This is a genomic window from Sagittula sp. MA-2 (assembly GCF_030126985.1).
GTDB lineage: Bacteria > Pseudomonadota > Alphaproteobacteria > Rhodobacterales > Rhodobacteraceae > Sagittula.
On sequence record NZ_CP126150.1, the window covers coordinates 41,494 to 64,416 of the forward strand.

22 protein-coding genes and 2 pseudogenes are annotated in these 22,923 nt (G+C 58.9%); 19 read left to right on the forward strand and 5 right to left on the reverse strand.

Going from position 1 to position 22,923, the window contains the following annotated elements:
* Positions 1–18 precede the first annotated feature (18 nt).
* A complete protein-coding gene (gene repA / locus QNI11_RS25800) occupies positions 19–1,230 on the reverse strand; it encodes a plasmid partitioning protein RepA (protein ID WP_009574268.1) in 1,212 nt (403 codons plus the stop codon).
* 491 nt (positions 1,231–1,721) lie between these two features.
* On the reverse strand, positions 1,722–2,060 hold the full coding sequence (locus QNI11_RS25805) for a DUF736 family protein (protein WP_028095336.1): 339 nt from the start codon (positions 2,058–2,060) through the stop codon (positions 1,722–1,724).
* A 595-nt stretch (positions 2,061–2,655) separates the two neighbouring features.
* Between QNI11_RS25805 and QNI11_RS25810 the strand changes: the two genes are divergently transcribed.
* Complete coding sequence (locus tag QNI11_RS25810) at positions 2,656–2,805, forward strand: hypothetical protein (RefSeq protein ID WP_229861747.1); 150 nt, start codon at positions 2,656–2,658, stop codon at positions 2,803–2,805.
* 18 nt (positions 2,806–2,823) lie between these two features.
* Positions 2,824–2,991: a hypothetical protein gene (locus QNI11_RS25815; RefSeq protein ID WP_229861748.1), complete on the forward strand. Its 168-nt coding sequence runs from the start codon at positions 2,824–2,826 to the stop codon at positions 2,989–2,991.
* Between the two features lie 120 nt (positions 2,992–3,111).
* Here QNI11_RS25815 and QNI11_RS25820 read toward each other — a convergent pair whose 3' ends face one another.
* The 3 genes from QNI11_RS25820 to QNI11_RS25830 all read right to left on the reverse strand — a co-directional run bounded on the left by QNI11_RS25820 (position 3,112) and on the right by QNI11_RS25830 (position 5,760).
* Complete coding sequence (locus QNI11_RS25820) at positions 3,112–4,023, reverse strand: DUF2493 domain-containing protein (protein ID WP_028095337.1); 912 nt, start codon at positions 4,021–4,023, stop codon at positions 3,112–3,114.
* 463 nt (positions 4,024–4,486) lie between these two features.
* The gene (locus QNI11_RS25825) at positions 4,487–5,368 is read right to left on the reverse strand and encodes a toprim domain-containing protein (protein WP_229861749.1); all 882 of its coding nucleotides are present in this window, start codon (positions 5,366–5,368) and stop codon (positions 4,487–4,489) included.
* On the reverse strand, positions 5,365–5,760 hold the full coding sequence (locus QNI11_RS25830) for a hypothetical protein (RefSeq protein WP_028095338.1): 396 nt from the start codon (positions 5,758–5,760) through the stop codon (positions 5,365–5,367). Before QNI11_RS25830 ends, QNI11_RS25825 begins: the two co-directional genes overlap by 4 nt.
* On the opposite strand from QNI11_RS25830, the pseudogene QNI11_RS25835 reads away from it, so the two are divergent.
* The 17 genes and pseudogenes from QNI11_RS25835 to QNI11_RS25915 all read left to right on the forward strand — a co-directional run.
* Positions 5,758–6,228: pseudogene (locus tag QNI11_RS25835) on the forward strand (integrase core domain-containing protein); the annotation flags it as partial. The gene QNI11_RS25830 and the pseudogene QNI11_RS25835 overlap by 3 nt on opposite strands.
* Positions 6,229–6,307: 79 nt before the next feature.
* A protein-coding gene (locus tag QNI11_RS25840) for an IS3 family transposase (RefSeq protein WP_088652433.1) occupies positions 6,308–7,407 on the forward strand; the annotation gives its coding sequence in 2 pieces (ribosomal slippage) (positions 6,308–6,560 and positions 6,560–7,407; 1,101 coding nt in all).
* Positions 7,408–7,568: 161 nt separating this feature from the next.
* A pseudogene (locus tag QNI11_RS25845) lies at positions 7,569–7,775 on the forward strand (transposase domain-containing protein); the annotation flags it as partial.
* A 123-nt stretch (positions 7,776–7,898) separates the two neighbouring features.
* Positions 7,899–9,110 carry a CaiB/BaiF CoA-transferase family protein gene (locus QNI11_RS25850; protein WP_035367056.1) on the forward strand — a complete coding sequence of 404 codons (1,212 nt, stop codon included), beginning with the start codon at positions 7,899–7,901 and terminating at the stop codon, positions 9,108–9,110.
* A complete protein-coding gene (locus QNI11_RS25855; protein ID WP_028095202.1) occupies positions 9,107–10,273 on the forward strand; it encodes an acyl-CoA dehydrogenase family protein in 1,167 nt (388 codons plus the stop codon). Before QNI11_RS25850 ends, QNI11_RS25855 begins: the two co-directional genes overlap by 4 nt.
* A gap of 105 nt (positions 10,274–10,378) precedes the next feature.
* A complete protein-coding gene (locus tag QNI11_RS25860) occupies positions 10,379–11,233 on the forward strand; it encodes an SDR family oxidoreductase (RefSeq protein WP_028095203.1) in 855 nt (284 codons plus the stop codon).
* 37 nt (positions 11,234–11,270) lie between these two features.
* A complete protein-coding gene (locus QNI11_RS25865) occupies positions 11,271–12,077 on the forward strand; it encodes an ABC transporter ATP-binding protein (RefSeq protein ID WP_258095910.1) in 807 nt (268 codons plus the stop codon).
* Positions 12,070–13,989: a long-chain fatty acid--CoA ligase gene (locus tag QNI11_RS25870; protein WP_088652431.1), complete on the forward strand. Its 1,920-nt coding sequence runs from the start codon at positions 12,070–12,072 to the stop codon at positions 13,987–13,989. Before QNI11_RS25865 ends, QNI11_RS25870 begins: the two co-directional genes overlap by 8 nt.
* The gene (locus tag QNI11_RS25875) at positions 13,990–14,877 is read left to right on the forward strand and encodes a branched-chain amino acid ABC transporter permease (RefSeq protein WP_100931416.1); all 888 of its coding nucleotides are present in this window, start codon (positions 13,990–13,992) and stop codon (positions 14,875–14,877) included. It abuts the gene before it with no gap.
* 3 nt (positions 14,878–14,880) lie between these two features.
* The gene (locus tag QNI11_RS25880; protein WP_100931415.1) at positions 14,881–15,954 is read left to right on the forward strand and encodes a branched-chain amino acid ABC transporter permease; all 1,074 of its coding nucleotides are present in this window, start codon (positions 14,881–14,883) and stop codon (positions 15,952–15,954) included.
* Positions 15,955–15,964: 10 nt separating this feature from the next.
* Positions 15,965–16,774 (forward strand): ABC transporter ATP-binding protein, encoded by an 810-nt coding sequence (locus QNI11_RS25885; RefSeq protein WP_100931425.1) that lies wholly within the window; start codon positions 15,965–15,967, stop codon positions 16,772–16,774.
* A 33-nt stretch (positions 16,775–16,807) separates the two neighbouring features.
* A complete protein-coding gene (locus tag QNI11_RS25890; RefSeq protein ID WP_338054574.1) occupies positions 16,808–18,046 on the forward strand; it encodes an ABC transporter substrate-binding protein in 1,239 nt (412 codons plus the stop codon).
* A 97-nt stretch (positions 18,047–18,143) separates the two neighbouring features.
* The gene (locus QNI11_RS25895; RefSeq protein WP_088652428.1) at positions 18,144–19,394 is read left to right on the forward strand and encodes an ABC transporter substrate-binding protein; all 1,251 of its coding nucleotides are present in this window, start codon (positions 18,144–18,146) and stop codon (positions 19,392–19,394) included.
* 78 nt (positions 19,395–19,472) lie between these two features.
* Entirely contained in the window at positions 19,473–20,249 is a 777-nt protein-coding gene (locus QNI11_RS25900) for an enoyl-CoA hydratase/isomerase family protein (protein WP_088652427.1), read from the forward strand.
* An 11-nt stretch (positions 20,250–20,260) separates the two neighbouring features.
* On the forward strand, positions 20,261–21,043 hold the full coding sequence (locus tag QNI11_RS25905) for an enoyl-CoA hydratase/isomerase family protein (RefSeq protein WP_028095212.1): 783 nt from the start codon (positions 20,261–20,263) through the stop codon (positions 21,041–21,043).
* A 42-nt stretch (positions 21,044–21,085) separates the two neighbouring features.
* The gene (locus tag QNI11_RS25910; protein WP_258095911.1) at positions 21,086–21,844 is read left to right on the forward strand and encodes an electron transfer flavoprotein subunit beta/FixA family protein; all 759 of its coding nucleotides are present in this window, start codon (positions 21,086–21,088) and stop codon (positions 21,842–21,844) included.
* Positions 21,844–22,770 carry an electron transfer flavoprotein subunit alpha/FixB family protein gene (locus QNI11_RS25915; protein WP_088652425.1) on the forward strand — a complete coding sequence of 309 codons (927 nt, stop codon included), beginning with the start codon at positions 21,844–21,846 and terminating at the stop codon, positions 22,768–22,770. The genes QNI11_RS25910 and QNI11_RS25915 overlap by 1 nt, the downstream gene beginning before the upstream one ends.
* The last annotated feature ends 153 nt before the right edge of the window (positions 22,771–22,923 follow it).

The following is a 22,923-nucleotide window of genomic DNA, read 5'->3' on the forward strand; positions in this document are numbered from 1 at the left end:
CGGCTGTCAAAACCTTAGTCATTCACGCCCCCAAGCCTTGTGGATCAGTTCGGCGATTTCATCGTTCACGTCATTCAAAGATGTCACTGCGCGGTCATAAGTAGTCCGCACGAATTGAGACCGTTCAACTTCGTAAAGCGTCTGCTTCGTAATCCCAGCGTCGGAGATCGCCGTAGACTTCAGCACAGGAGCCGACAGCATCTGATTTGGGAACATCGCCTGGAGGAACCCAACCATCTGCTTTTGGGGACCGTCCGTTGGTTCAAATCGCGTTACCAGGTAACGGAACCACTTCAGGCGCATGTTCGCTCCAGCGTCACGGATCGTCTTCATGATTCCGCCCAGCATCAGGAGAAACTGGCTCATCGACATGACGTCCAGCATCTGAGGATGGACTGTCACAATGACCGAGGAAGAAGCCGTGAGAGCAGTGAGCGTGAGGTAGCCCAGTTGAGGAGGGCAATCGATCACAACCACGTCATAGCGGTCATCAACCTCGCTAAGCGCCTTCGATATGCGAGTGAAGAAGGTACGGCCCTCGTGGGGATCGCTGCTCGTCAAAGCAACCGGGGTATCGTATTCGTACTCTTGAAGCTCGAGACTTGCCGGCACGATATCAAGGTTGGGAAAGTTCGTTGGCCGGATCACCTCTGAGATCGGCTTACGCTCGTCATCATAGCGAAGTGTCTCGTAGAGCGAAGGCACGTCGTCGAGTTCAGGCTGAATGCCATGCAAAGCTGTGAGCGAGGCCTGAGGGTCCAAGTCGATCGCAAGAACTCGATGCCCTTTCAACGCCAAGTGCTGCGCGAGGTGGGCGGCGGTAGTGGTCTTTCCACTTCCTCCTTTGAAGTTCACGACGGACACGACGTGCAGTTCTTCACCAGGCTGCCGATAGGGGACATAACGGCGTTTTCCGGGGCGGCCATGCTTGTCGAGATAAGCTCTCAGTTCCAGCATCTGCTCGGCCGAGTAGCTGCGCCTCCCGGACGATGATGTTTCAGGTTCAGGACCTTTGCCTTCGAGATGAAGCTTCTTGATGGTCGACTGCGTCACGCCGAGATAGTAAGCAACCTCGGCCAATGAAAACTGACGTAGACCTTTTTGGGCGTCCGGAGGATACTGTTCCTGCCGCAACATATTGAGGCGGTCGGAAATCAACTCTCCTTGCTGTAGGATGATCTCGTCGAAGGGTTGATCCTTCGTATCAGCCGCAAAAGACCGTTCTCGCATCCGCCTGTCCTCTAAATATCGCTTTTTCAGCGATTTCGCTCATTAAAGTGTCATCTACACGGAAAACTGAGTCTTAACAACGATTTTCGCCCGGCGGTTAGATCTTACCCAATCTACCAGCGTGCCTAGATGCCTCGACAAAGTATAGCGATCGAGGAATGTAGCTACCCAATATCTTGGGGAAACTGTCACTCGCTCGGATGTGTAGTCAACTTTAACTTCGCGCCAGTTACATTCAACTATCTGTTTTTGTTTCTTTTTTCACCGCTGCACGGCTGTCAAAATGCAAGATGCTGGAAGCCTCATGGCGCTAGGGGAACTACGAACCCGTCTCCTCCGAAGCGGATTGCATCATCATCACCTTGCGCCAATTCAGTGATCGGTTGCTTCCACCAAGCGGACCAACCACTGGCTCCAAAATGTGGGGAATGCGTTTCAGCGCGAAGGGAAACAGAGGAAATCGGCTGGGTTGTCCCAGCCGATTCTTTACGTCACGCAGCGTCTTTCGGCCCCCAAGGGATGACGGCCTGCAGGGACAGATCGTTCTGGTTCGCGGCCTTGCCGAGGTTGGCGTTGAAGCCGTGGTCGCGGATGGTCAGCGTATAGTAGTCGGCGCCGGTCTCCTTGTTCTGCTTCTTCCAGATGCCGCCGCACTCGACCAGCTTGCCGCGCGGGGAGCGGCCGAGGACGCGGTGCGTGGGGGCCATCGGGTTCACGCTTGCGACGGGTTCGACCGTGATGTCGAGGTCGAAGGTCAGGGTCGAGATGGAGCCGACGCCCTTGGCGGTTTCGATGTCGGCGCTGGTGAATTTGATGCAGTTCGTGGTCATCGCTCTTCTCCTTGTTTGCGTTGCAATGATGGTCACCTTGCAGCGGGCAAGGCCCGGCCACACCGAAGGCGGAGCGCAGCGGAGAGGGGCAGGCGCCGGTCTTTTTGCCTCGCGAGGAATGGCCCGCAGGGACAGGGGAAAAAGATCGGTGACAACCTTTTGGACGGGACGACAGCTGCGACCAGCATGTCATGCAACTCAGACAAAGGGAGAAGTGCGGCGGCCGCGAAGGAAACTGGGTGAACTGCCGACAGCCAGGAACGCCGATGCGTCCTTTGCACAGGCTCGCCGGATCTTTCGATACACACCACGACCTATCGCAACGCGACACCGGCCCGTATTCAGCTCCTCGGTCGGGTCACTAGGGGCCTCAAGCAGAGAGTGCTCTGACAGGCAGGAGAAGATGAAATGCCAGGGCGAAGACACGCGCATCTGTTCCCGACGGCTTCAATCCCGGCCGCGTTGCGAACTTCGAAGATGTCCCGTATGGGATTGCGAAACTGAGCAAACGACGCATGCGACTCGGAAGATCGGGTAGAAGCTCGGGCCCGCTCCAATCCCGATACGTGTCGGCATAAGTGAAGAGGATAAGCTGTTGGACGGCGCAACACCGAATGTGGTCACCGAGGATGGCCTGCGCGATCTGCACTCAGATGGCTACCTCATCGAGGTGATCTGCAACCAGACTGCCGGGAAGCGCCACAACAGTTGGCATGGCGCCTGGGCCGTGCACGCGGTGACGTAGGATGGCCAGGATGCGAAGATGCTTGTCACGAGCCGTAGCGTCTTCAAATTGCGCGAGTTCAAGACGATCGTCGGATTGGTCAGTTTCCTGGCCGACATGGGCTGCCTTTCGGCGAATATCCCGCTGACGACCGGACGACGTGAGCGTCAGGAGGCTTCAGAGGGTCTCGCCACAGCCGCCAGTTAGAAATGGTGTTAACACTCACGGCGGTCTGACAGACCAAATCCCGCAGAAGTGCGCAGCTCTGCGCACTCATAGAGCGAACCGCACAGTGTGCTCTGACTGATGTCATGGTAGAACCGGGGCCTAAGCCCCGATCCTCTTGATGCGGATCCCGAGCTTGCGGGCCTTGTCGACGATGTTCTCGGTGATGCCCGAACCGGGCGTTGCGATCAGACCCTGCGGCATGGTCTCGAGCATCTTGTCATTGCGCTTGAAGGGAGCCGCCTTGCCGTGGCTCTTCCAGTCGGGCTTGAAGACTACCTGGGTGACGCCCCGAGTATCTGCCCAGCGGGCCGCGATCATCTCGGCACCTTTCGGCGTGCCGCCGTGCAGCAGCACCATGTCGGGGAATTTGGCGTGCGTGGCGTCGAGCACGGACCAGATCAGATCGTAGGCGTGATAGCCCCCGCCCGAGAAGGCGATCCGCGTGCCTTCGGGGCAGTGTACCTCTGTCTCCTTGCGTCGCTTGGCCGAGAGGTAGGCCCGGCTGTCCACCACGGCGGAAGTCAGGCCGCGATGCGAGACCTTGGATCCGGTGCGGGGCAGCCAGGGTGAACCCGTGGCGGCCGAAAAGTGGTCCACGGCCAGATCGCGCATCTGCTCGAAAGCGTCGCGATGGTCCCAGAGTTTGAGCCCGATCATTTGGAGGCGCTCTAGTTCGACCGAGGCGACCTCTGAGCCGTCCTGGATGGCCAGACTTTCCCGGACCTCGAATTCGTTGTCGTCGAGCAGCTTCTGGATATGGGTGAGCCGGCGATGGAAGATTGAGGTCAGGGACCAGAGCATCTCTTCGAGATTGTCTTCCAACTGGCTGCCGGTGATGAGGCCGGTGGTGGTGTCAAAGAGCGCCGCCATGGCGAGCTCGACCTCGTCAGGCTGGGGCAGGGGGCGGTGATCGGTCTCGCCGGGCCCTGGCGTTGCGCCGTGAAGTGCGAGGTGGTCGAGGATGGCGGAGGTCACGCCGGTTTCCTCTTGGACGTCTGTCTGATGGGGCATTGTCTGGTTCCTCTGTTTGATCTGACCCGATTTGGATGGGGCGATACCAGGACCGGCGGCGACCGGGCCGCATCCGTCAGGATCGGAGCGAAGCGGAGAATGCGCCGCGGGCCGGAAAATTGGTCCCGCGAGGAATGAGCCGAAGGCTCAGGGGAATTTTCCGGGTAGCGGCGCATTGCTGCCCGGGCGAGGGGCACTCAGCCCCGACCCGCCGGTCCATCGCTCCCAATATCCAAACGGGATCAGATCGAACCCGCGGAACCTTTGCCCTGTTGGACATCCAAGAGGATGGTGGCGGTCACCCGTCCTCGATCTCCAGACCTTGTGCTTTCATGGCCTCTATCAGCGACCGGCGCAGCGTATCCTTGCCAAGTGCCTGCAAATCGTCGTTGAAATCGCCCATGTTTGGCACGAGATCACCACAGGTAATTCCCCGAGATTCCAGTTGGTTACGAAATCTCTTTCATGCGTTACGTCCGGCTTCGTCATTGTCCCGCGCGATCCAGATACGCTTGATCCCCGGCGGCGGGATGAACAGCCCGAGATGGGTGGCGGTGAGACAGGAGGCGAGATCGAACTCGGGGAGAGCGGTGCCCACCGAAAGGGTGTTCTCGAGACCTTCGCCGACGATGAGATCAGAGCGGCCCGTGCCGGACCAGAAGCGGATGGCATGGCCGTGAAGCTGCCCGAGGATCCGCTTCGGGCTCTCGATCCCGGCCAGACCGCCGGTGGACGGGTCTAGATAGAACCGCGCGCATCCAGTGATCTGGCCGCGAATATCGGTGATCTTCGCGAGCAGGGCAGGAGCCCTTTGCGGCGGATCGGCGTCGTCCGTGCCGTGCCGCAGGAAGACCCGTGGGTGATAGCGCAGGGCCGAACCCAGCCGTGTGATGCCACGCCCCTGCAGATAGGTGGCGGCCAGGGTGCCCAGGACCGGCTTGCCAGCGGCAAAGAGTTTGCGCGTCCGCGCGATGCGTTTGCTCGAGGCGGCATCTGGTTGCTCACGGGTTTGGGTGTCTCGCGGCACGGCCGGGCAGGGGGCCTCGCCAAGGAAAGACCGGGCCTCCCACAGCGTCTCTTTGAGCGTGATCGACCCAAGCCGTTCATGCAGCAGGTCGATCAAGTCGCCATATTCACCCGTCGCGTAATCGGTCCAGGACCCGGCCTTGCGCCCACCCTGGGCCTGGAGCCGGATGGCAAGGCTCTGCCCCTTTGCGCCCGAAGTGTCACCAACCTGCCAATAATTGCCCTGCTTGCGCCCCTCGGGGAAATACTGGCGGCAGAAGCTCTCGGCCCGGTCTGCCAGATCGGCCGAGAGGTCCGCGATACTGCGCCCCGCGCTCATGCTGCGGCATCCGCTGCACTGCCGCCAACAGGATACTCCGCGAGAACCCGCACCAGCACCTCGGTGCCATCCACCGGGATGAACACCCGCGTCTTCCACTGGATCACCTCGGTGAAACAGCCCATCGCCTTCAGTGCAGGCAGGGCCGTGCCCGACGCGCTGTTCAATTCCAGCCTCGGCTGACCCATGACCAGCGAGCGGCGCAGCTGGTAGCCGCCAAGGAGGCTCAGGGTCGTCTTCGCGTCCATGACCGCGCCGAACACCTCCTGCGGCGTCATCTCGATCTGACAATCGAGACCCAAGCGCGCATAGACATTGAGAAGCTGCTCCTGACTGACCAGACGGCCGATAGCGCGTTCCCCGTCTTCAGTCTGCAGGCGGTAGATGCGCATGACCAGCTTGCCATGGGCAAGAAGCTGCGCGTCCTGACGGTCGTGGACACGTTCTCGCGTTATTCGCCGGTGCTGGATGTTCGGTTCAGTTATCGCGGGGAAGACGTGGTCGCCACCCTGGATCGGGTGTGCCGCCGGATCGGCTATCCGAAGACGATCCGGGTCGACCAGGGTAGCGAGTTCATCTCCCGCGACATGGACCTCTGGGCCTATCAGCGCGGCGTGATCCTCGACTTCTCACGGCCCGGTAAGCCGACCGATAACGCTTTCATCGAGGCCTTTAACGGACGGTTCCGGCAGGAGTGCCTGAACACACATTGGTTCATGAACCTTGCGGATGCCTGCGAAAAAGTGGAGGCTTGGCGGAGATACTACAATGACGAACGGCCACACAGCGCGATCGGGAACAAACCGCCGATCCTGCTGACGAAATCGGGAGGCGCAACCAGCCCGTCACCCCGATCATAGTGACCTGCTTCCCGCTTCCTGGACCGGATCGAGCTGGGATTTTCCAGTTTAGGATCGGGCCGGGAATCGGAGAGCTGACATGAAGAGATCGAAGTTCAGCGAGGCGCAGATCGCGTTCGTCCTGAAGCAGGCGGAAGAGGGCACGGTGATCGGCGAGGTGTGCCGGAAGGCCGGGATCAGTGAGGCGACGTTCTATGCTTGGCGGAAGAAGTATGCCGGGCTGATGCCGTCGGAGATGCGCCGGCTGCGGCAGCTTGAGGACGAGAATGGCAAGCTGAAGAAGCTGGTGGCGGACCTGAGCCTGGACAAGGCGATGCTGCAGGACGTGCTGGCAAAAAAACTGTAGGGCCTGCGCGGCGGCGCCAGCTCGTCGATGAGGTTCGGGCGACCTGGAAGGTCAGCATCCGGCGGACTTGCCAGGTGCTGCGCGCCGAGCGATCGAGCTACCACTACAAAGGCAGGCGCCGCTCGCAGGCCGCACTGATGGAACGGATCAAGGAGATCGCAGCGACACGGATACGCTACGGCTACCGGCGCATCCATGTCCTGCTGCGGCGCGAAGGCTGGGCCATAAACCAGAAGAGGGTTTATCGCCTTTACAAGGCGTTAGGCTTGCAGCTCAGGAACAAGACGCCGAAGCGACGGGTCAAGGCGAACCTGCGCGAGGACCGCTGCCCGGCAGTTCGCAGCAACGAGACCTGGGCCATGGACTTTGTTCACGACCAACTCGCGACGGGCACGAAGATCCGGGTTCTGACGATCGTCGACACCTTCAGCCGCTACGCCCCGGCAATCGTGCCCCGGTTCAGCTTCCGCGCCCCGGACGTGATTGAGGTGCTCGAACGGGTCGGCGCCGAAATCGGCCTGCCGAGGACGATCCGGGTCGACCAAGGCAGCGAGTTCGTCTCCCGCGACCTTGATCTCTGGGCCTACCAGCGGGACGTCACCCTGGACTTCTCGCGTCCCGGGAAGCCGACGGACAATGCCTTCATCGAGAGCCTGAACGGCAAGTTCCGGGCGGAGTGCTTGAGTGCCCACTGGTTCATGACCCTCGACGACGCGGCCCGAAAATGCGAGGCTTGGCGCAGAGACTACAACGAAGTTCGCCCACACAGCTCGATCGGCAACAAGCCACCGATAGAGCTCATGGATCGGTCGGTGGCAGATGGCCCTCACTGACCGCGGAATGACCGGAAGCGCCCGCCCGGGTGGTCCAGCATCGGGTAGCAGGTCAATAGCCGGAAAACTCTGCCCGCCGCTGGTCCAAAGATGGGTGTCGCTTCATTCGTGCGGAAAACTCTAAGCCAAACCGGTCCAGTTTTCGGGGATCACATCACCTGATCAGCATCGGGCGAAAGAACTGGCTTTTCGCACACTCCGACAGCGGTGGCGAAACGCTGTCCCGGGCGATGTCCCTTGTCGAGACAGCCAAGATGAACGGCCACGATCCGCAAGCCTGGCTGGCCGAAATCCTCGACCGCATCCACAATCACATGACCAACCCGCTCAACGAACCGCTTCCATGGAACTGGACGCCAATGAACTGATCCATGGTAACAACCGGGCGGCTACGTTTTCGGGGAGGTGATTACCTTTGAATCTTGAGGTCAGACTTCGCCTTTGCTAGCAATCGAACAACCATTAGAAAATTAGCAGAGTCGAAAGTGCAGATGTCTAGACCCCTTGATCAACTGAAGATTATAGAACTTGGTCACGTAATTGCCGGACCACTTGCGGCAGCTTTACTCTCGGATTTTGGTGCAGATGTCATCAAGATCGAAGCCCCCAACCGGACGGATATGATGCGCGACCTTGGACCCAAGGCAGAGGATGGGGTGGGCGTCTGGTGGAAGACTTTGGGCCGCAACAAGAAAACACTAGGCCTGGACTGGAAGTCCGACGAGGGCCGGGACATCCTGCGCAGGTTGGTTGAAGATGCCGACGTGCTGATCGAAAATTTCCGTCCGGGTGTGCTAGAACGTGCTGGTGTTGGGCCAGACGTCCTGCACGATTGGAACCCGGACTTGGTTGTCTTGCGGGTTTCAGGTTACGGACAGGACGGTCCGATGCGCGACGTGCCAGCGTTTGGACGTGCTGCGGAGGCCATGAGTGGTTTAGCACATCTGACCGGTTTTCCCGACGGGCCGCCGATGCACCCCGGGTTTCCGGCAGCCGACAGCACGACAGGGCTGATGGGCGCTTTGGGAGTCATGATCGCGCTATTTGCTCGCGAAAAGGGCATTGCACGCGGTCAGGTCGTCGATCTTGCGGTGTTCGAGGCGTTGCTTCGGTTGATGGACTATCCTGTTCCCGCATTGACGGGCGCGAAGCTCTCGCCGCGGCGCAATGGGCTGCGCCAGCCGATGGACTTTGCTCCGGGGGGGATGTTCCGAACGTCCGATGGGGTGTGGCTGACCGTTTCCGCAGGAAGCGCGGAAACCGCGCAACGACTGTTGCGGGCAGTCGGCGGGGACGCCCTTGCCGATGATCCGCGGTTTGCGACACTTGGCGAGATGTCGCAGCACATGGCGGTGGTCTTCGATGCGATCAATGATTTTGTCATGCAGCACACAGCTAAGGAAGTGGAGGCGGTATTCGCCCGCCATGATGCCGTTGCCTCGCGTGTGTTGAGTGTCGAGGAAATCACGACGAACGAGCAGATAAGCCATCGCGGGGATATCGTGTCGGTCGCTGGCGAACAGACTCAGGTCATTGGCCCGGTCCCTCATCTCAGCGCGACGCCCGGTCAGCTTCGTTGGCTGGGACGACCGCCTGGCGCAGACAGCCAAAGCATTCTGCGTGATCTTGGTTTTAACGATGAGCGGATCACGGCCCTATGTGAGGCTGGGCTCGTAAGATTGGAAGGAGGGCGCGCGCTATGACATTTCGATTGACCGCCGACCAACAAGAGATTCGCGACCAGATTCTGCGGATTTGCGGAAGGTTCGACGACGACTATTGGCTGGATCGGGATCGCAACGGTGGTTTTCCCCATGAACTGCACAGGGCAATGGCCGATGGCGGCTGGCTAGGTATCGCCATGCCAGAAGCTGTCGGCGGCGCGGGTCTGGGGATCACCGAGGCGACCATAATGATGCAGGCAATCGCCGAGTCGGGGGCCGGCGCGAGCGGAGCCTCGGCCATCCACATGAACATTTTCGGGCTCAACCCGGTGGTGAAGTTCGGGACCGATGAGCAGCGCGCGCGTATGCTTGGCCCTCTGATCGCGGGTGACGAAAAGGCGTGTTTCGCCGTGACCGAACCGACGACGGGGCTGGATACCACAAAGCTGAAGACCATGGCGGTGCGGCAGGGGGACAGATATGTCGTGCACGGACAAAAAGTCTGGATTTCTACCGCGCAGGTGGCCCACAAGATGCTGCTTCTGGCCAGGACAACGCGGCTTGAAGATGTGAGCAGCCCGACCGAAGGGCTGAGCCTGTTCTATACAGATCTCGACCGAAATTTCGTTGACGTGCGAGAGATCGAAAAGATGGGTCGAAAAGCTGTCGATTCGAATGAAGTTTTCATCGATGGGTTGCCGATTCCGGCTGAGGACCTGATCGGGGAGGAAGGCAAAGGCTTTAGACAAATTTTGCACGGGTTGAATCCCGAACGCGTCCTGGTGGCCGGCGAATGTATCGGTATTGCGCGCAACGCACTGGCGCGCGCGGCGCATTATGCAAACGAACGTGTGATTTTTGACCGCCCAATCGGCCAAAATCAGGGTGTTCAGCATCCGCTCGCCAAAGCCTGGGCGCGGGTGGAATCTGCCAATCTCATGGTGATGCACGCTGCAGCCCTCTACGATGCGGGAGAATCCTGCGGCGTCGAGGCGAACGCTGCCAAGCTTTTGGCCGCCGACGCCGCGGTCGAGGCGACCGAAGCCGCGCAAATTACATTTGGCGGATTCGGATACGCCAAGGAATATCACGTGGAGCGACTGGTACGGGAGGCTCTGCTGTTCCGCATCGTACCGGTGACACCGCAGATGCTTTTGTCGTTCATAGCAGAAAAAGCCCTTGGGCTTCCAAAGTCTTACTGATCGGAGATGACGGGCGGGGCTGGTGGGAAAAGGTGTCTTGACCATTTTTCTAACACCCGTTAGATTACTGGCAACTGCCCCTAATGGGGAATGGGAGGAGGCGTCATGAATAAGACGCAGTTTGGGTCTTCGAGGGAGGACCTATCAAAACGTGCAACCGTTTACGCAAGCGGTTTATTCACCGGCAAAATCGTTGTGGTGACCGGCGCTGGAGGCGGATTGGGGCTGGCAATTGCGACCCTGTTCGCAAGGCTCGGGGCCAATCTGGCGATCAATGGACGCAACGAAGAGAAACTGGCTTTGGCCAAGGAGTTCCTTGAAAGTTTCGGGGGCGAAGTTTTCGCTGTGCCTATGACCATCCGGGAGCCTGAGCAGGTCGAGGATTTTGTCGCCAAGACGAACCAGGAGTTCGGGGCGATTGACGTTTTGGTGAACAATGCTGGGGGTCAGTTTCCGCAAGCTGCGTTGGAGTTCAGTCCAAAGGGCTGGAATGCGGTCATAGACACCAACCTCAACGGCACCTGGTGGATGATGCAATCCGCGGCGCGCCACTGGGTTGCCAACAAGCAACCAGGCTCCATCGTCAACATCGTGGCCGATATCTGGCGCGGCATGCCCGGCATCGCGCATACCTGTGCGGCCCGGGCAGGGGTAGTTTACCTGTCCAAGTCGGTTGCGGTGGAGTGGGCCCCGCACGATATCCGAGTGAACTGCGTCGCGCCGGGTTGCTGCGAAAGCAACGGTTTCGGGAACTACCCTCCGGAGGGTTCTGCGACATTTCAGGACTCCAACCCGATGCGGCACGCCGGGGACGAATGGGATGTCGCTGAAGGGGTTGTCTATATGGCGGCCAATTCAGGGAAATTCGTAACCGGTGAAGTTCTGAACATCGACGGTGGGCAGCAATTGTGGGGGGATCCATGGCCAACGGGGCGGCCGGACTACTTCCGGATTACCTGATGTTGGCCGTGAACCTTAGGGGGACAATGAGATCTAGATGACGACAAAGATTAAAACAGCAATCGGAGCCGATGATGGGGCGATACTGGAGTGCAGCGGGATCGAGCGACGGTTCGGCGGCATCGTCGCTGTCACCGGTGTTGACCTCGTTATTCGACAAGGGGAAATCTTTGGACTTGTCGGTCCGAATGGCAGCGGCAAGACAACGCTAACAAACGCAATTACCGGATTTTACCCGCCAAACGAGGGCAGGGTCCGGCTGGCAGGAAACGACATTACGGGTACGGCGCCTCACAAGGTTGCCAAGCTCGGCGTTGCAAGAACGTTCCAAAATCTTGCTCTGTTCAACGGGATGAGCGTTCTGGACAACATCCTGCTCGGGCGGCACATCCACATGAGCCCAGGCGTTTTGCGTACGGCGCTATATTGGTTGGCAGCACAGCGTGAAGAAATCGAGAACCGTAAAATCGTCGAGGAGGTGATCGAGTTTCTACAGCTCGAGAGCATTCGGCATGAGTTGGTCGATGGTCTTCCGATCGGGTTGAAAAAGCGGGTCGAGCTGGCGCGGGCATTGGTGGCCGAGCCACAGATGCTGATTCTCGATGAACCGATGGCCGGCATGAACCAGGAAGAGAAAGGGTATATGTCCCGTTTCATTCTGGATGCCCGTGCCGAACGCGGCGTCAGCGTTCTGCTGATCGAACATCATATGGATGTCATCACCGGCATTTGTGATCGGATGCTGGCCCTGAATTATGGTGAAATGATCGCCAGTGGCATCCCCAAGGAGGTTGTGAAGGACCCGCGGGTCATCGAGGCATATATCGGAGGGTCGCATGACTGATTTGACGAAGAAACAGTCTTCGGGCAGCGACACGATCGGCGCAATTCTGGCGCGGAACGCCTCGAAACACGGTTCGGAAATCGCGCTTCGCGAAAAAGAGCGTGGGATCTGGAAGGAAACCACATGGGCGGAATACGCCGAAGAGGTGCTGGCCTGCGCGGCCGGGCTTGAGAAAATCGGCGTAACACCGGGCAAGGCGGTGCTTATCCTGGGCGACAACCGGGCGCGGCTGTATGGCGGAATGCTGGCTATTTCGTTGCTGGGTGCCTATGCAATGCCTGCCTATCCCGGCGCGACGCTCGAAGAACTCCGGCACTTTCTTGGCGAAGTCGAAATCGTCGCGGCCATCGCCGAAGATCAGGAACAGGTTGACAAGATCCTGGAGCTGAAGGACGCGGGCGCCGAGGGGATCGACCACATCATTTATGACGAAGCGCGGGGCCTTGGTTTCTATGAGGTCGAAGGGCTGATGTCCTGGGATCACCTGATCGAAGTCGGTCAGCACGATCTGAATGAAGCCCCCGGCCTGCGCGAAGAGCTTTACGGTCGTGCAAAACCCGAAGATCCGGCCATCTTCATGCATTCGTCAGGGACCACGGGCGAGCCGAAAGGTATCGTTCTAAGTCAGAAAAATGTTCTTGCTGCCGCTAAGAACGGGCATGCAGCGGGCGCATTCGACGAAAACGAGGAAATCCTGGCCTATCTGCCGATGGCCTGGGTGGGCGATTTTGCCATTACCGTCGCGGCGGCCCTGCTTTGGCGGTTCACCGTGAACGTGCCGGAACGTCAGGAAACGGTTGTGCGCGACATGCGCGAAATCGCTCCGACATTCTATCTGGCGGCGCCAAGAAGCTGGGACCAGATGCTGACGACGATCCAGGTCGGTATCGAGAATTCGACCCCGGTCAAGAAATGGTTGTACCATTTCTTCATGGATCGGGCCATCGCAGCTGAAATGAACAAGCTGAATGGCAAAAGCGGCGGTGTACTTGAGCCATTGGGCCGGCTTCTGGGCGAGGTGATGGTTTTCGGACCGATCAAGGACCAGTTCGGGATGAGCCGCCTAAAGAATGCGTTCACCGGCGGTGAAGCGATCGGGGAAGACACCTTTGTGTTCTACCGCGCCCTGGGGATCAAGTTGCGTCAGCTCTACGGCCAGACCGAGAACAGCGCGATCAACGCGATTCAGGCTCCGGGCGAGGTCCGTCTTCATACGGTTGGCAAACCGGCGCCTGGCGTCGAGGTCAGCATTGCCGAAGACGGTGAGATCCTGGTGCGCTCGGACAGCGTGTTCGAAGGGTATTTCAACAAACCCGAAGCGACCGCCGAAGCGCTTGAGGGCGGGTGGCTGCATACCGGCGATGCCGGCTATCTGGAAGACGACGGACACCTGGTTGTTCTGGGCCGTGTCTCCGAGGTCATGCACACCGCCGACGGTGAACGTTACGTTCCAAACTACATCGAGAACCGGTTGAAATTCAGCCCGTATATCAAGGATGCGGCCGTGATTGGCGCCGGGCTGAAGGAACTGACGGCGATGGTCTGCGTGGATTTCGAGGCCGTGGGGCACTGGGCCGAAGTGAACGGCGTACCTTACGTGTCATATGCCGATCTTTCTCAGCGTGAAGAGGTCGCGACGTTGCTTCGCGAGGCGTTCCAACGGGTCAACAAGGCCGTCACCGAGCCATTGCGCCTGCAACGCTTTGTCAGTCTGCCGAAAGAATTCGACCCGGACGATGGTGAAATCACACGGACACGAAAACTGCGGAGGAAGGTCGTTCAGGAACGCTATGCCGACGTGATCGCGGCGCTCTACGACGGTTCAAAAGAGGTCCATGTAAGCGCGCAGGTGACTTACGAGACCGGGGAAGTAGGGAAGGTCGAAAGAAGCCTTCCCATCAGGGAGGTATAAATGGACTGGGTCTTTCTATCAGAGCTTGCGATCAACGGAGCCTTGACGGGTCTGCTGTATTCGCTATTCGCCATCGGCCTTGTGCTGATTTACAAGGCATCTTCGGTGCCCAATCTGGCGCAGGGCGGGTTGACCATGGTCGGGGCCTATGTGGTCTTGGCGCTGGCGCGCGATGTGGGTTTACCCTTGTGGCTGGCCATCCCTCTGGCTGCGGTTGTCATGTTCGGCCTTGGGTTCGGCATTGAGCGTGTTGCTCTGCGCCGTCTCGCAGGTCGGCCGGTCGTCATGATCTTGATGCTGACACTCGGCCTCGACATTTTCCTGCGGGGTACAACGCTTGCGATTTGGGGCGGGACGTCACGTTCGATGGAGTTGGGCGTCAGCTATGATCCACTGTTTTTGGGCGACATCTTCATCAGCCGCATCCATCTGGTTGGTGCCGGTGTTGCGCTCGCCTTGTTTGTCGCATTCATGCTGTTTTTCCGAACCCGGACCGGGATCAAGTTGCGGGCGATCGCGGATGATTACATGGCTTCGTGGTCGGTAGGTATCTCGGTTGAGCGCGGCGTTGGGTTGTCCTGGGCATTGGCATCCGTTGTTGCCGTCGCCGCTGGCGTCATCTGGGGTGAGATTCAGGGTGTCGATCAGGCGCTGTCGCTGTTGCTTCTCAAAGGACTGACGGTTGCCGTTCTCGGTGGTCTCGACAGTATCCTTGGCGCCGTAATCGCAGGCATCATCCTAGGTGTCGTCGAAAACATTGGCGCTGATTTCCTCGATCCGCTTGTCGGAGGCGGAAGCCGTGAGCTTATCGTCGCTGCCGTGCTCATTCTCACGGTCATGATCCGTCCGCACGGACTATTCGGTCGTCACGACATCGAAAGGGTGTAAGGGATGTTTTACAGACTTTCCGGCGTCCATCACGCCGACTACGTTTCGGACAGCCGTATCTTCAAGGTGCCTGCCGACAGAAATCTGACAGCATTCATCTTTCTGATCGGTCTTGCCGCGCCGTTCATCATTCCGTCGCTTTACCTGAACAGCTACTTGCTTCCCTGGCTGATCTGGACGGCCGCCGCTTTGGGGCTGAACCTGGTGACAGGTTGGGCGGGGCAGCTTCACCTGGGCTATGCCGCGGTCATGGCTGTCGGCGCCTATTCGGCGATCCATGCCGCGCGTTTCGGGGTGCCGTGGGAATTCGCCCTGATCATCGGCGGGTTGACGTCATCCGTGATCGGCAGCCTGTTTGCTTTTGCCGCTTTGCGGGTCAAGGGACTGTATCTCGCCCTTACCACTCTTGCGATGCAATTCGTGATGGACTGGGTTCTGACCCACTCTCCGGCGATCTCGGGGGGCTCACACGCGTCGCTCCAGTCACCGACATTGGCGCTGCTCGGGCAAGAGATTACCACTGATACTGGCTTCTACTATGTCGCCTTCGGCTGGTGTGTGTTGGTGACGATCTTCATGCTTAATCTCAAGCGTACTGGACTCGGTCGCGCCTTGGTCGCTGTCCGGGAAAAAGACTTTGCGGCCGCGATCCTGGGTGTGAACAGTTTCTACTACAAAATCCTCGCATTCGCGACTTCTTCGTTCATCGCAGGCGTCAGCGGTGCGTTGCTTGTTGCCACCTTTTTCTTTCTCGCCGCACCCGAGCAATTCTCGGTTGCCGTTTCGATCCAGGTTCTTGCGATGGTGATTGTTGGCGGCCTTGGCAGCATTATCGGTTCCTATTTCGGTGTTGCCCTGATCCTTCTTGTTCCGGGTATCGTGAATGGTCTCGTCGTCACGCTGAGTGACGGGCTTGGCATGCAGATCGATGTTGAAACACTCGCTCACATCCCGAACGCAGTCTATGGCGCACTGATCGTCATTATCCTTCTGATCGAACCACTCGGTTTGGGAAAACTCTACGGCAACATCAGAGACTATCTGATGGTTTGGCCCTTCGATCAGTTCAAGAAATAGGGGAATGCCGATGCAAGAAAAAGTTGAAGCCCAGAACATTCTATCCATGAACAGCGTCGAAGTACTGTACGACAATGTAATACTGGCGATCAAAGGTGTTTCGGTCCAAGTCCCAAAGGGCGAGATGATCGCACTCTTGGGATCGAACGGAGCTGGAAAAAGTACCACGTTGAAAGCGATCAGCGGTCTTTTGAAGGCCGAGCGCGGACGCATCAGCCGAGGTGAGATAACGTTCCAGGGAACGGACATTACCGAAGCGCCCGCGCAAAAACGCGTCGAGATGGGCATCTGTCATGTCATCGAAGGGCGGCGGGTCTTTGAACATCTGACCCCCGACGAGAACCTGACCGCCGCCGCGCCGCGCGGAATGTCCCGATCGACGCTGAATGCGGAAAAGGACAAGATTTACGCCTATTTTCCACGGCTTGCCGAACGCAAAAATTCCCAAGCAGGCTATTTGTCGGGTGGTGAGCAACAGATGCTTGCCATTGGGCGGGCCCTCGTGACCCAGCCGAAGCTTTTGATGCTTGATGAACCAAGCCTCGGGCTTGCTCCGTTCCTGGTCGAGGAAATCTTCGGCATCCTGCAAAAGATCAATAAGGATGAGGGCCTGTCCGTCCTGCTGGTGGAACAGAACGCCCTGGCAGCTCTGGAGATCGTTTCGCAAGGGTATCTTATCGAAAACGGCCGCGTCGTTATGCACGGCACGGCCGAGGCGCTCAAATCCAACTCCGACATTCAGGAGTTCTATCTAGGCGGCGGAGAGACCGATTTTCACAACGTCAAGCACTACAGCCGACGCAAACGTTGGCTGAGCTAACGTACTATTCGAAAACTGTTCAGGGAGGAAAAAATGAAGAGACTTACCAAAGCGCTGGCAGTATTTTCAATGGTTGGCGGGGCGCTGTTCGGCACCCAGGCGCTGGCCGAGCCATTCAAGATCGGCATCTGCTACGATCTCAGCAAGGCCTATACCTTTGCCACGCCGCAGGTTTCGCAGGCCGCGATGGACCTTGCCAAGCTCATCAACATGAAGGGCGGCATCGGTGGGGAACCGGTCGAAGTCATCGTGCGTGACCACGGGAACGAACCGCAGCGCGGAATCGAGTGCTACTCGAAACTCAGCCGCGAGGGCGTCTTTGTTTTCGATACCCTGTCCACTCCGGTCTCTCTGGCTATCCTGCCGCGGGCCATGGAAGACGGGCGTATCCTGATGCAGTCGCTTGTCGGCCGAGGCGATGCCGTCGACGGCACCGTTTTCGAATGGGTCTATCCGATCGGACCGACCTATTGGGGACAGGCGGCCAATGATGTTGCCTACATAAAGCAATTGCATGATGGCGACTTGTCGGACGTGAAGGTGGGGTTTGTGTATTTCGATTATCCTTTCGGACAGGAGCCGATCGAGATTCTCAAAACCTTGTCCGAAAAAGAGGGTTTCAAGCTTGAGCTTTACCCTGTGCCACTGCCTGGCAGTGACCAGGCCGGTGTGTGGTCCAAGGTGCGCCGGGACAACCCAGATCATGTGATTGTCTGGATGCTTGGCGGTGCGCATGTGGTTGCGTCGAAGGAAATGCAGCGCAATCGCATCCCGATGGACAAATACATTTCCGTCAACTGGCTGAACGAAGTCGATATCGCCAATATTGGCGACGAGGCCGCCAAGGGTATCAAGCGCGGTACCAATGTTGTGGGCGGTCAGGACGTCGCGCTGTATCAGGAGATCATGACCGAGCTCTACGACAAGGGCGAGGGTTCGGGCCCGATTGAGAAGACCCAGGACGTTTTCTACAACACCGGTCTGGCCATGTATTCAATCATGTTCGAAGCCGCGCGCAAGGCGGCAGAACTCGAAGGCCTTCCGATTACCGCAAAGTCCTACAAAGCGGGACTGGAGTCGCTTGAGGGATTCGACGCGAACGGGCTGATGGCCCCCATTACGGTGACGGCCGAAGATCATGGCGGCGGTGGCAAGACCCGGATCGAGATGTGGGACGGGGAGACTTGGGTGCCGCAAACCGACTGGATCTCTGAGTACACGGACGTCGTGTGGGACGTGGTGAAAGAAAGTTCGTCACAATACGAGCAGTGAAAGACTGGTAGCAGGAAGGGCGACGCTACGCGGGGCGGCAGCGGCGTTTACGAAACGGTATCACCGCCCCAAACCAAACCAACGGGAGAGAGAAAACATGAAAGTCAAACAGCACATTAAGGCAGTAGTCCTTGCTACTGCGCTGGCAGCAAGCGCGACTGTGGCCGCAGCGCAGGACAAGGAGCCGATCCGCTTCGGACTCTGCTTCGACCTTAGCAAATCCTACACTTTCATTTCGCCGCAGGTGGCTCAGGCCGCCCAGGATCTGGCGATGTACACCAACGAAAATGGCGGTATCGAAGGGCATCCGGTAGAAATCATCGTTCGCGATCACGGCAACGAACCGCAGCGCGGTGTGGAATGCTATGAGCAGCTCAAGCGCGAAGGTGTGTTCCTATTCAATTTTCTGTCCACGCCGGTCACGAACGCGGTTCTGCCGCGTGCCATGAAGGACGGCAACGTTCTGATGCAGTCCTTCGTTGGCCGTGGCGATGCAGTTGACGGGGAAGTGTTCGAATGGGTTTTCCCGGTCGGTCCGACGTACTGGCAGCAGGCAGCAAATAACGTTGCCTTCATCAAGGGCCAGATGGGCGGTGACCTGAGCAAGGCGAAGATCGGGTTCATCTATCTGGATTATCCCTTCGGTCAGGAACCAATCGAGATCCTGAAAACGCTTTCCGAGAAGGAAGGGTTCGAACTGGAGCTTTATCCCGTGCCGCTTCCCGGTTCGGATCAGGCCGGTGCCTGGAGCAATATCCGCCGTGATAAGCCAGATTACGTGATCAGCTGGCTTCTGGCTGGCGGGCATGTGGTTGCCTCGAAGGAAATGCGCCGCAACCGGTTCCCGATCGACCGTTACCTGTCGGTCAACTGGCTCAACGAGGTCGATATCGCCAACATTGGCGCACAAGAGGCAAAAGGCATTTTGCGCGGAACCAACGTGGCCGGTGGCCAGGAAGTTCCGATCGTCAAGACGATGCTGGAAACCTACTATGCCAATGGCAAGGGCAGCGGACCCGAGAATCTGGTGCGAGACGTGTACTATAACATGGGTATGGCGATTTATTCGGTCGGTTTTGAAGCCGCGCGTATCGCGATTGCCGAAAACGGTTGGCCGATCACACCGGAAAGCATGAAGAATGCCTATGAATCGATCGAGAACTTCGATGGAAACGGCACCATGGCCCCGGTTACAGTGACCGACAAAGATCATGGTGGTGGTGGCAAGACTCGGGTCGAGCAGTGGAATGGCGAAACCTGGGTTCCGCAGACCGACTGGAGCGCCGACTATCTCGACGTTGTGTGGGATGTCATCAAGCACAGCTCCGCGACTTTCAAAGTCGAGTAGGACACAGCTTCCCCGCGGTAAACATATCGCGGGGAAGCTTTACGCACCCAAGTTGTTCAGAGAAACGAAGCAGGTATCATGAGTCCCATTAACGTGAAGATTGAAGATGGCATTGCGACCGTCTGTATCAACCGGCCAGAACGCAAGAACGCGCTTTCTGTGGCGGCGACGAACGGGCTGACCGACGCCTGGGAGAAGATCGAGGCGGACGACAGCGTTCGCGTGGCCATTCTGACGTCGGCCGATTGCGGCGTTTTCAGCGCCGGATTGGATCTGAAGGAAGCTACACAAATCGCACGCGACGAGGGCGTCGATATTCTGACCAAGATGCGCGACCCGTTTCACGAGACCATGCGCGCCTGCAAAAAACCGATCATCGCGGCGATGACGGGGTCGCTGATGGCGGGCGGAATGATGCTGACGCTGAATTGCGATCTGAGGGTCGGTCTCAAGGGAACCAAGGTCGGCATTACCGAAGTAAAGATCGGTCGTGGATCGCCTTGGGCATCGCCAGCATTGTCCATGCTGCCGCAGCCCATCCTTATGGAAATTGTTCTGACCGGCGATTTGATGCCGATCGAGCGCCTGCACGAATACGGGTTCACCAACTATATCGAAGACACTCCCGATGCTGTCCGCGCACGGGCCTTCGACCTTGCCAAACGCATTGCCAGCGCGGCCCCGCTTTCGGTGATTGCGGCCAAAGGCGGCGTTCGCGCGACCATGGACCTGGGCTGTGCGGGTGGCCTGAAAGAGGGCAAGCGCCTGCACGAGGTGGTTTACGCCAGCAACGACGCGATTGAAGGCCCAAAGGCCTTTGCTGAAAAGCGAGCACCCGTCTGGACCGGGACCTGATGGAGACTTGAATGACTGAGCTTATTCGCCTGGACAGGGAAGGCCCTGTCGGAATCCTGCGTTTTCTTCAGCCGACAAAACGCAACCCTTACAGCATCGGGTTCGTCGAAGAACTGGTGGCGCTCCTGCGCGAAGCCGAACGGGACGCTACGATCCGTGCCGTTGTCATGACCGGCGGCGATCATTTCAGCAGCGGCGGCGATCTTGTCGGGTTTCAGTCCGAGATCGCCAAAGGCGCGCGGGCGACGTCGGAAATGGTGGACCTGGTTCACGATGGCGGACGCGCGGCCTATCTGTTTCGCAAACCTCTGATTTCTGCGGTATGCGGCGTGGCTTTTGGCGCGGGCCTCAGCCTGGCCTTGTCGGCGGACATTGTCGTTGCCGCCGAAGATGCCCGGCTGTGCGAAGTATTTGCACGCGTCGGCGGTTGTCCCGACACGGGATCAAGCTGGCTGCTTCAGCAGCGCGCCGGTGCGGGCGTGGCCCGGATGCTTGTGCTCACGGGCCGTGAAATCGACGGGCGCACCGCTAGGGACCTGCGCGTTGTCGAAGAATGTGTGCCGGCCAACCAGGTCGAAGTACGGGCGTTGGAAATTGCCCGCGAGATTGCAACGCACCCGATGTTTGGCGTTCAGACCGCCAAGCGTGTGATGCGCGCCGCAGCCGAGTGCAGCTATCTCGAGGCGCTGGATATCGAGCGCGATGCCCAAAGCGTTTTGCTGTGCGCGCATGACTTTCCCGAAGCGATGAAAGCGTTTTCGGAAAAAAGAACTCCAGAATTCAAAGACCGTTAGCTCGGTTGAAACCTTATCGCAAAACTCAAGGAGACCACGCCAATGAAGGTACTCGTGCCTGTGAAACGGGTGATCGACTACAACGTGAAGGTCAGCGTCAAGGCGGATGGCAGCGGTGTCGATCTCGCCAACGTTAAGATGTCGATGAACCCGTTCGACGAAATCGCCGTCGAAGAGGCGATCCGCCTAAAAGAGGCCGGCAAGGCCGAAGAGGTCGTCGCGGTATCCATCGGCGTCAAACAGGCGCAGGAAACCCTGCGCACCGCACTGGCCATGGGCGCCGACCGCGCCATCCTGGTCGTCGCAGCGGATGACGTGCACCAGGATATCGAGCCGCTGGCAGTGGCCAAGATCCTTGCCAAGGTCGTGGAAGAGGAACAGCCCGGTCTGGTTCTCTGCGGCAAGCAGGCGATCGACAACGACATGAATGCCACCGGCCAGATGCTGTCGGCGATCCTCGGTTGGAGCCAGGCGACCTTTGCCTCGGAAGTGGGCATCGATGGCGACAGCGCCGTCGTCACCCGCGAGGTCGATGGCGGCCTGCAGACCATCAAGGTCAAGATGCCGACCGTCGTTTCCGTCGACCTGCGCCTGAACGAACCGCGCTATGCGTCGCTGCCCAACATCATGAAGGCCAAGAAAAAGCCGCTGGATGAAAAGACGGCCGCCGACTATGGCGTCGACGTCACCCCGCGCCTGACCGTGGTCAAGACGTCCGAGCCGGCCGAACGCGCCGCCGGTGAAATGGTTGGCTCGGTCGACGAGCTGGTTGCGAAACTCAAGGAAAAGGGGGCGGTGTGATGGCTGTTCTTCTTCTTGCCGAAGTCAACAATGGTGAACTATCGATGGACGCGACCGCAAAGGCGGTCACCGCGTCCAAGGCCCTGGGCGACGTGACGGTTCTGTGCGCCGGCGCGTCTGCCGCCGACGCCGCGAAAGAAGCCGCGACAATCGACGGCGCGGCCAAGGTGCTGGTCGCCGAAGACCCCGCGCTGGGTCATCGCCTGGCGGAATCGACCGCCGACCTGATCGTGTCGCTGGCAGGCGACTACGATCACATCGTGGCACCCGCCACCACCGACGCCAAGAACGTGCTGCCCCGCGTGGCCGCGCTGCTGGACGTGATGATGCTGACCGATGTCTCCGGCGTGGTCGATGCCGACACGTTCGAGCGCCCGATCTATGCAGGTAACGCGATCCAGACGGTGAAATCGGGCGACGCAAAAAAGGTCGTGTCCTTCCGCACCGCCAGCTTCGACGCGGCCGGCACCGGTGGCTCGGCCGCCGTGGAAACCGTGGGCGGCGCATCCGTTTCGGGCCTGTCGGAATGGGTCGAAGACAAGGTCGCCGAAAGCGACCGTCCCGAACTGACCTCGGCCGGTATCGTGGTTTCGGGCGGCCGTGGCGTCGGCTCGGAAGACGATTTTGCGCTGATCGAGAAACTGGCCGACAAGCTGGGCGCCGCCGTTGGCGCATCCCGCGCCGCCGTCGACTCGGGCTTTGCACCGAACGACTGGCAGGTCGGCCAGACCGGCAAGGTGGTCGCGCCTGACCTGTATATCGCCGTCGGCATCTCGGGTGCGATTCAGCACCTTGCGGGCATGAAGGACAGCAAGATCATCGTCGCGATCAACAAGGACGAAGAGGCCCCGATCTTCCAGGTTGCCGATTACGGTCTGGTCGCCGACCTGTTCGAGGCCGTGCCCGAACTGACCGACAAGCTGTAAGCCATTGCAAAAAAGTATAAAAAGGCCCGCCTGTTTTGTCGGGCCTTTTTATACGAGCCGAATGGGCGGCGCGTTGATTGGATAAATCCGGATGCGCACGGTCCGAAGCCGTGTGACGCCCCGTCAGAACGGCTCGGGTTCATTGTGAGAAAA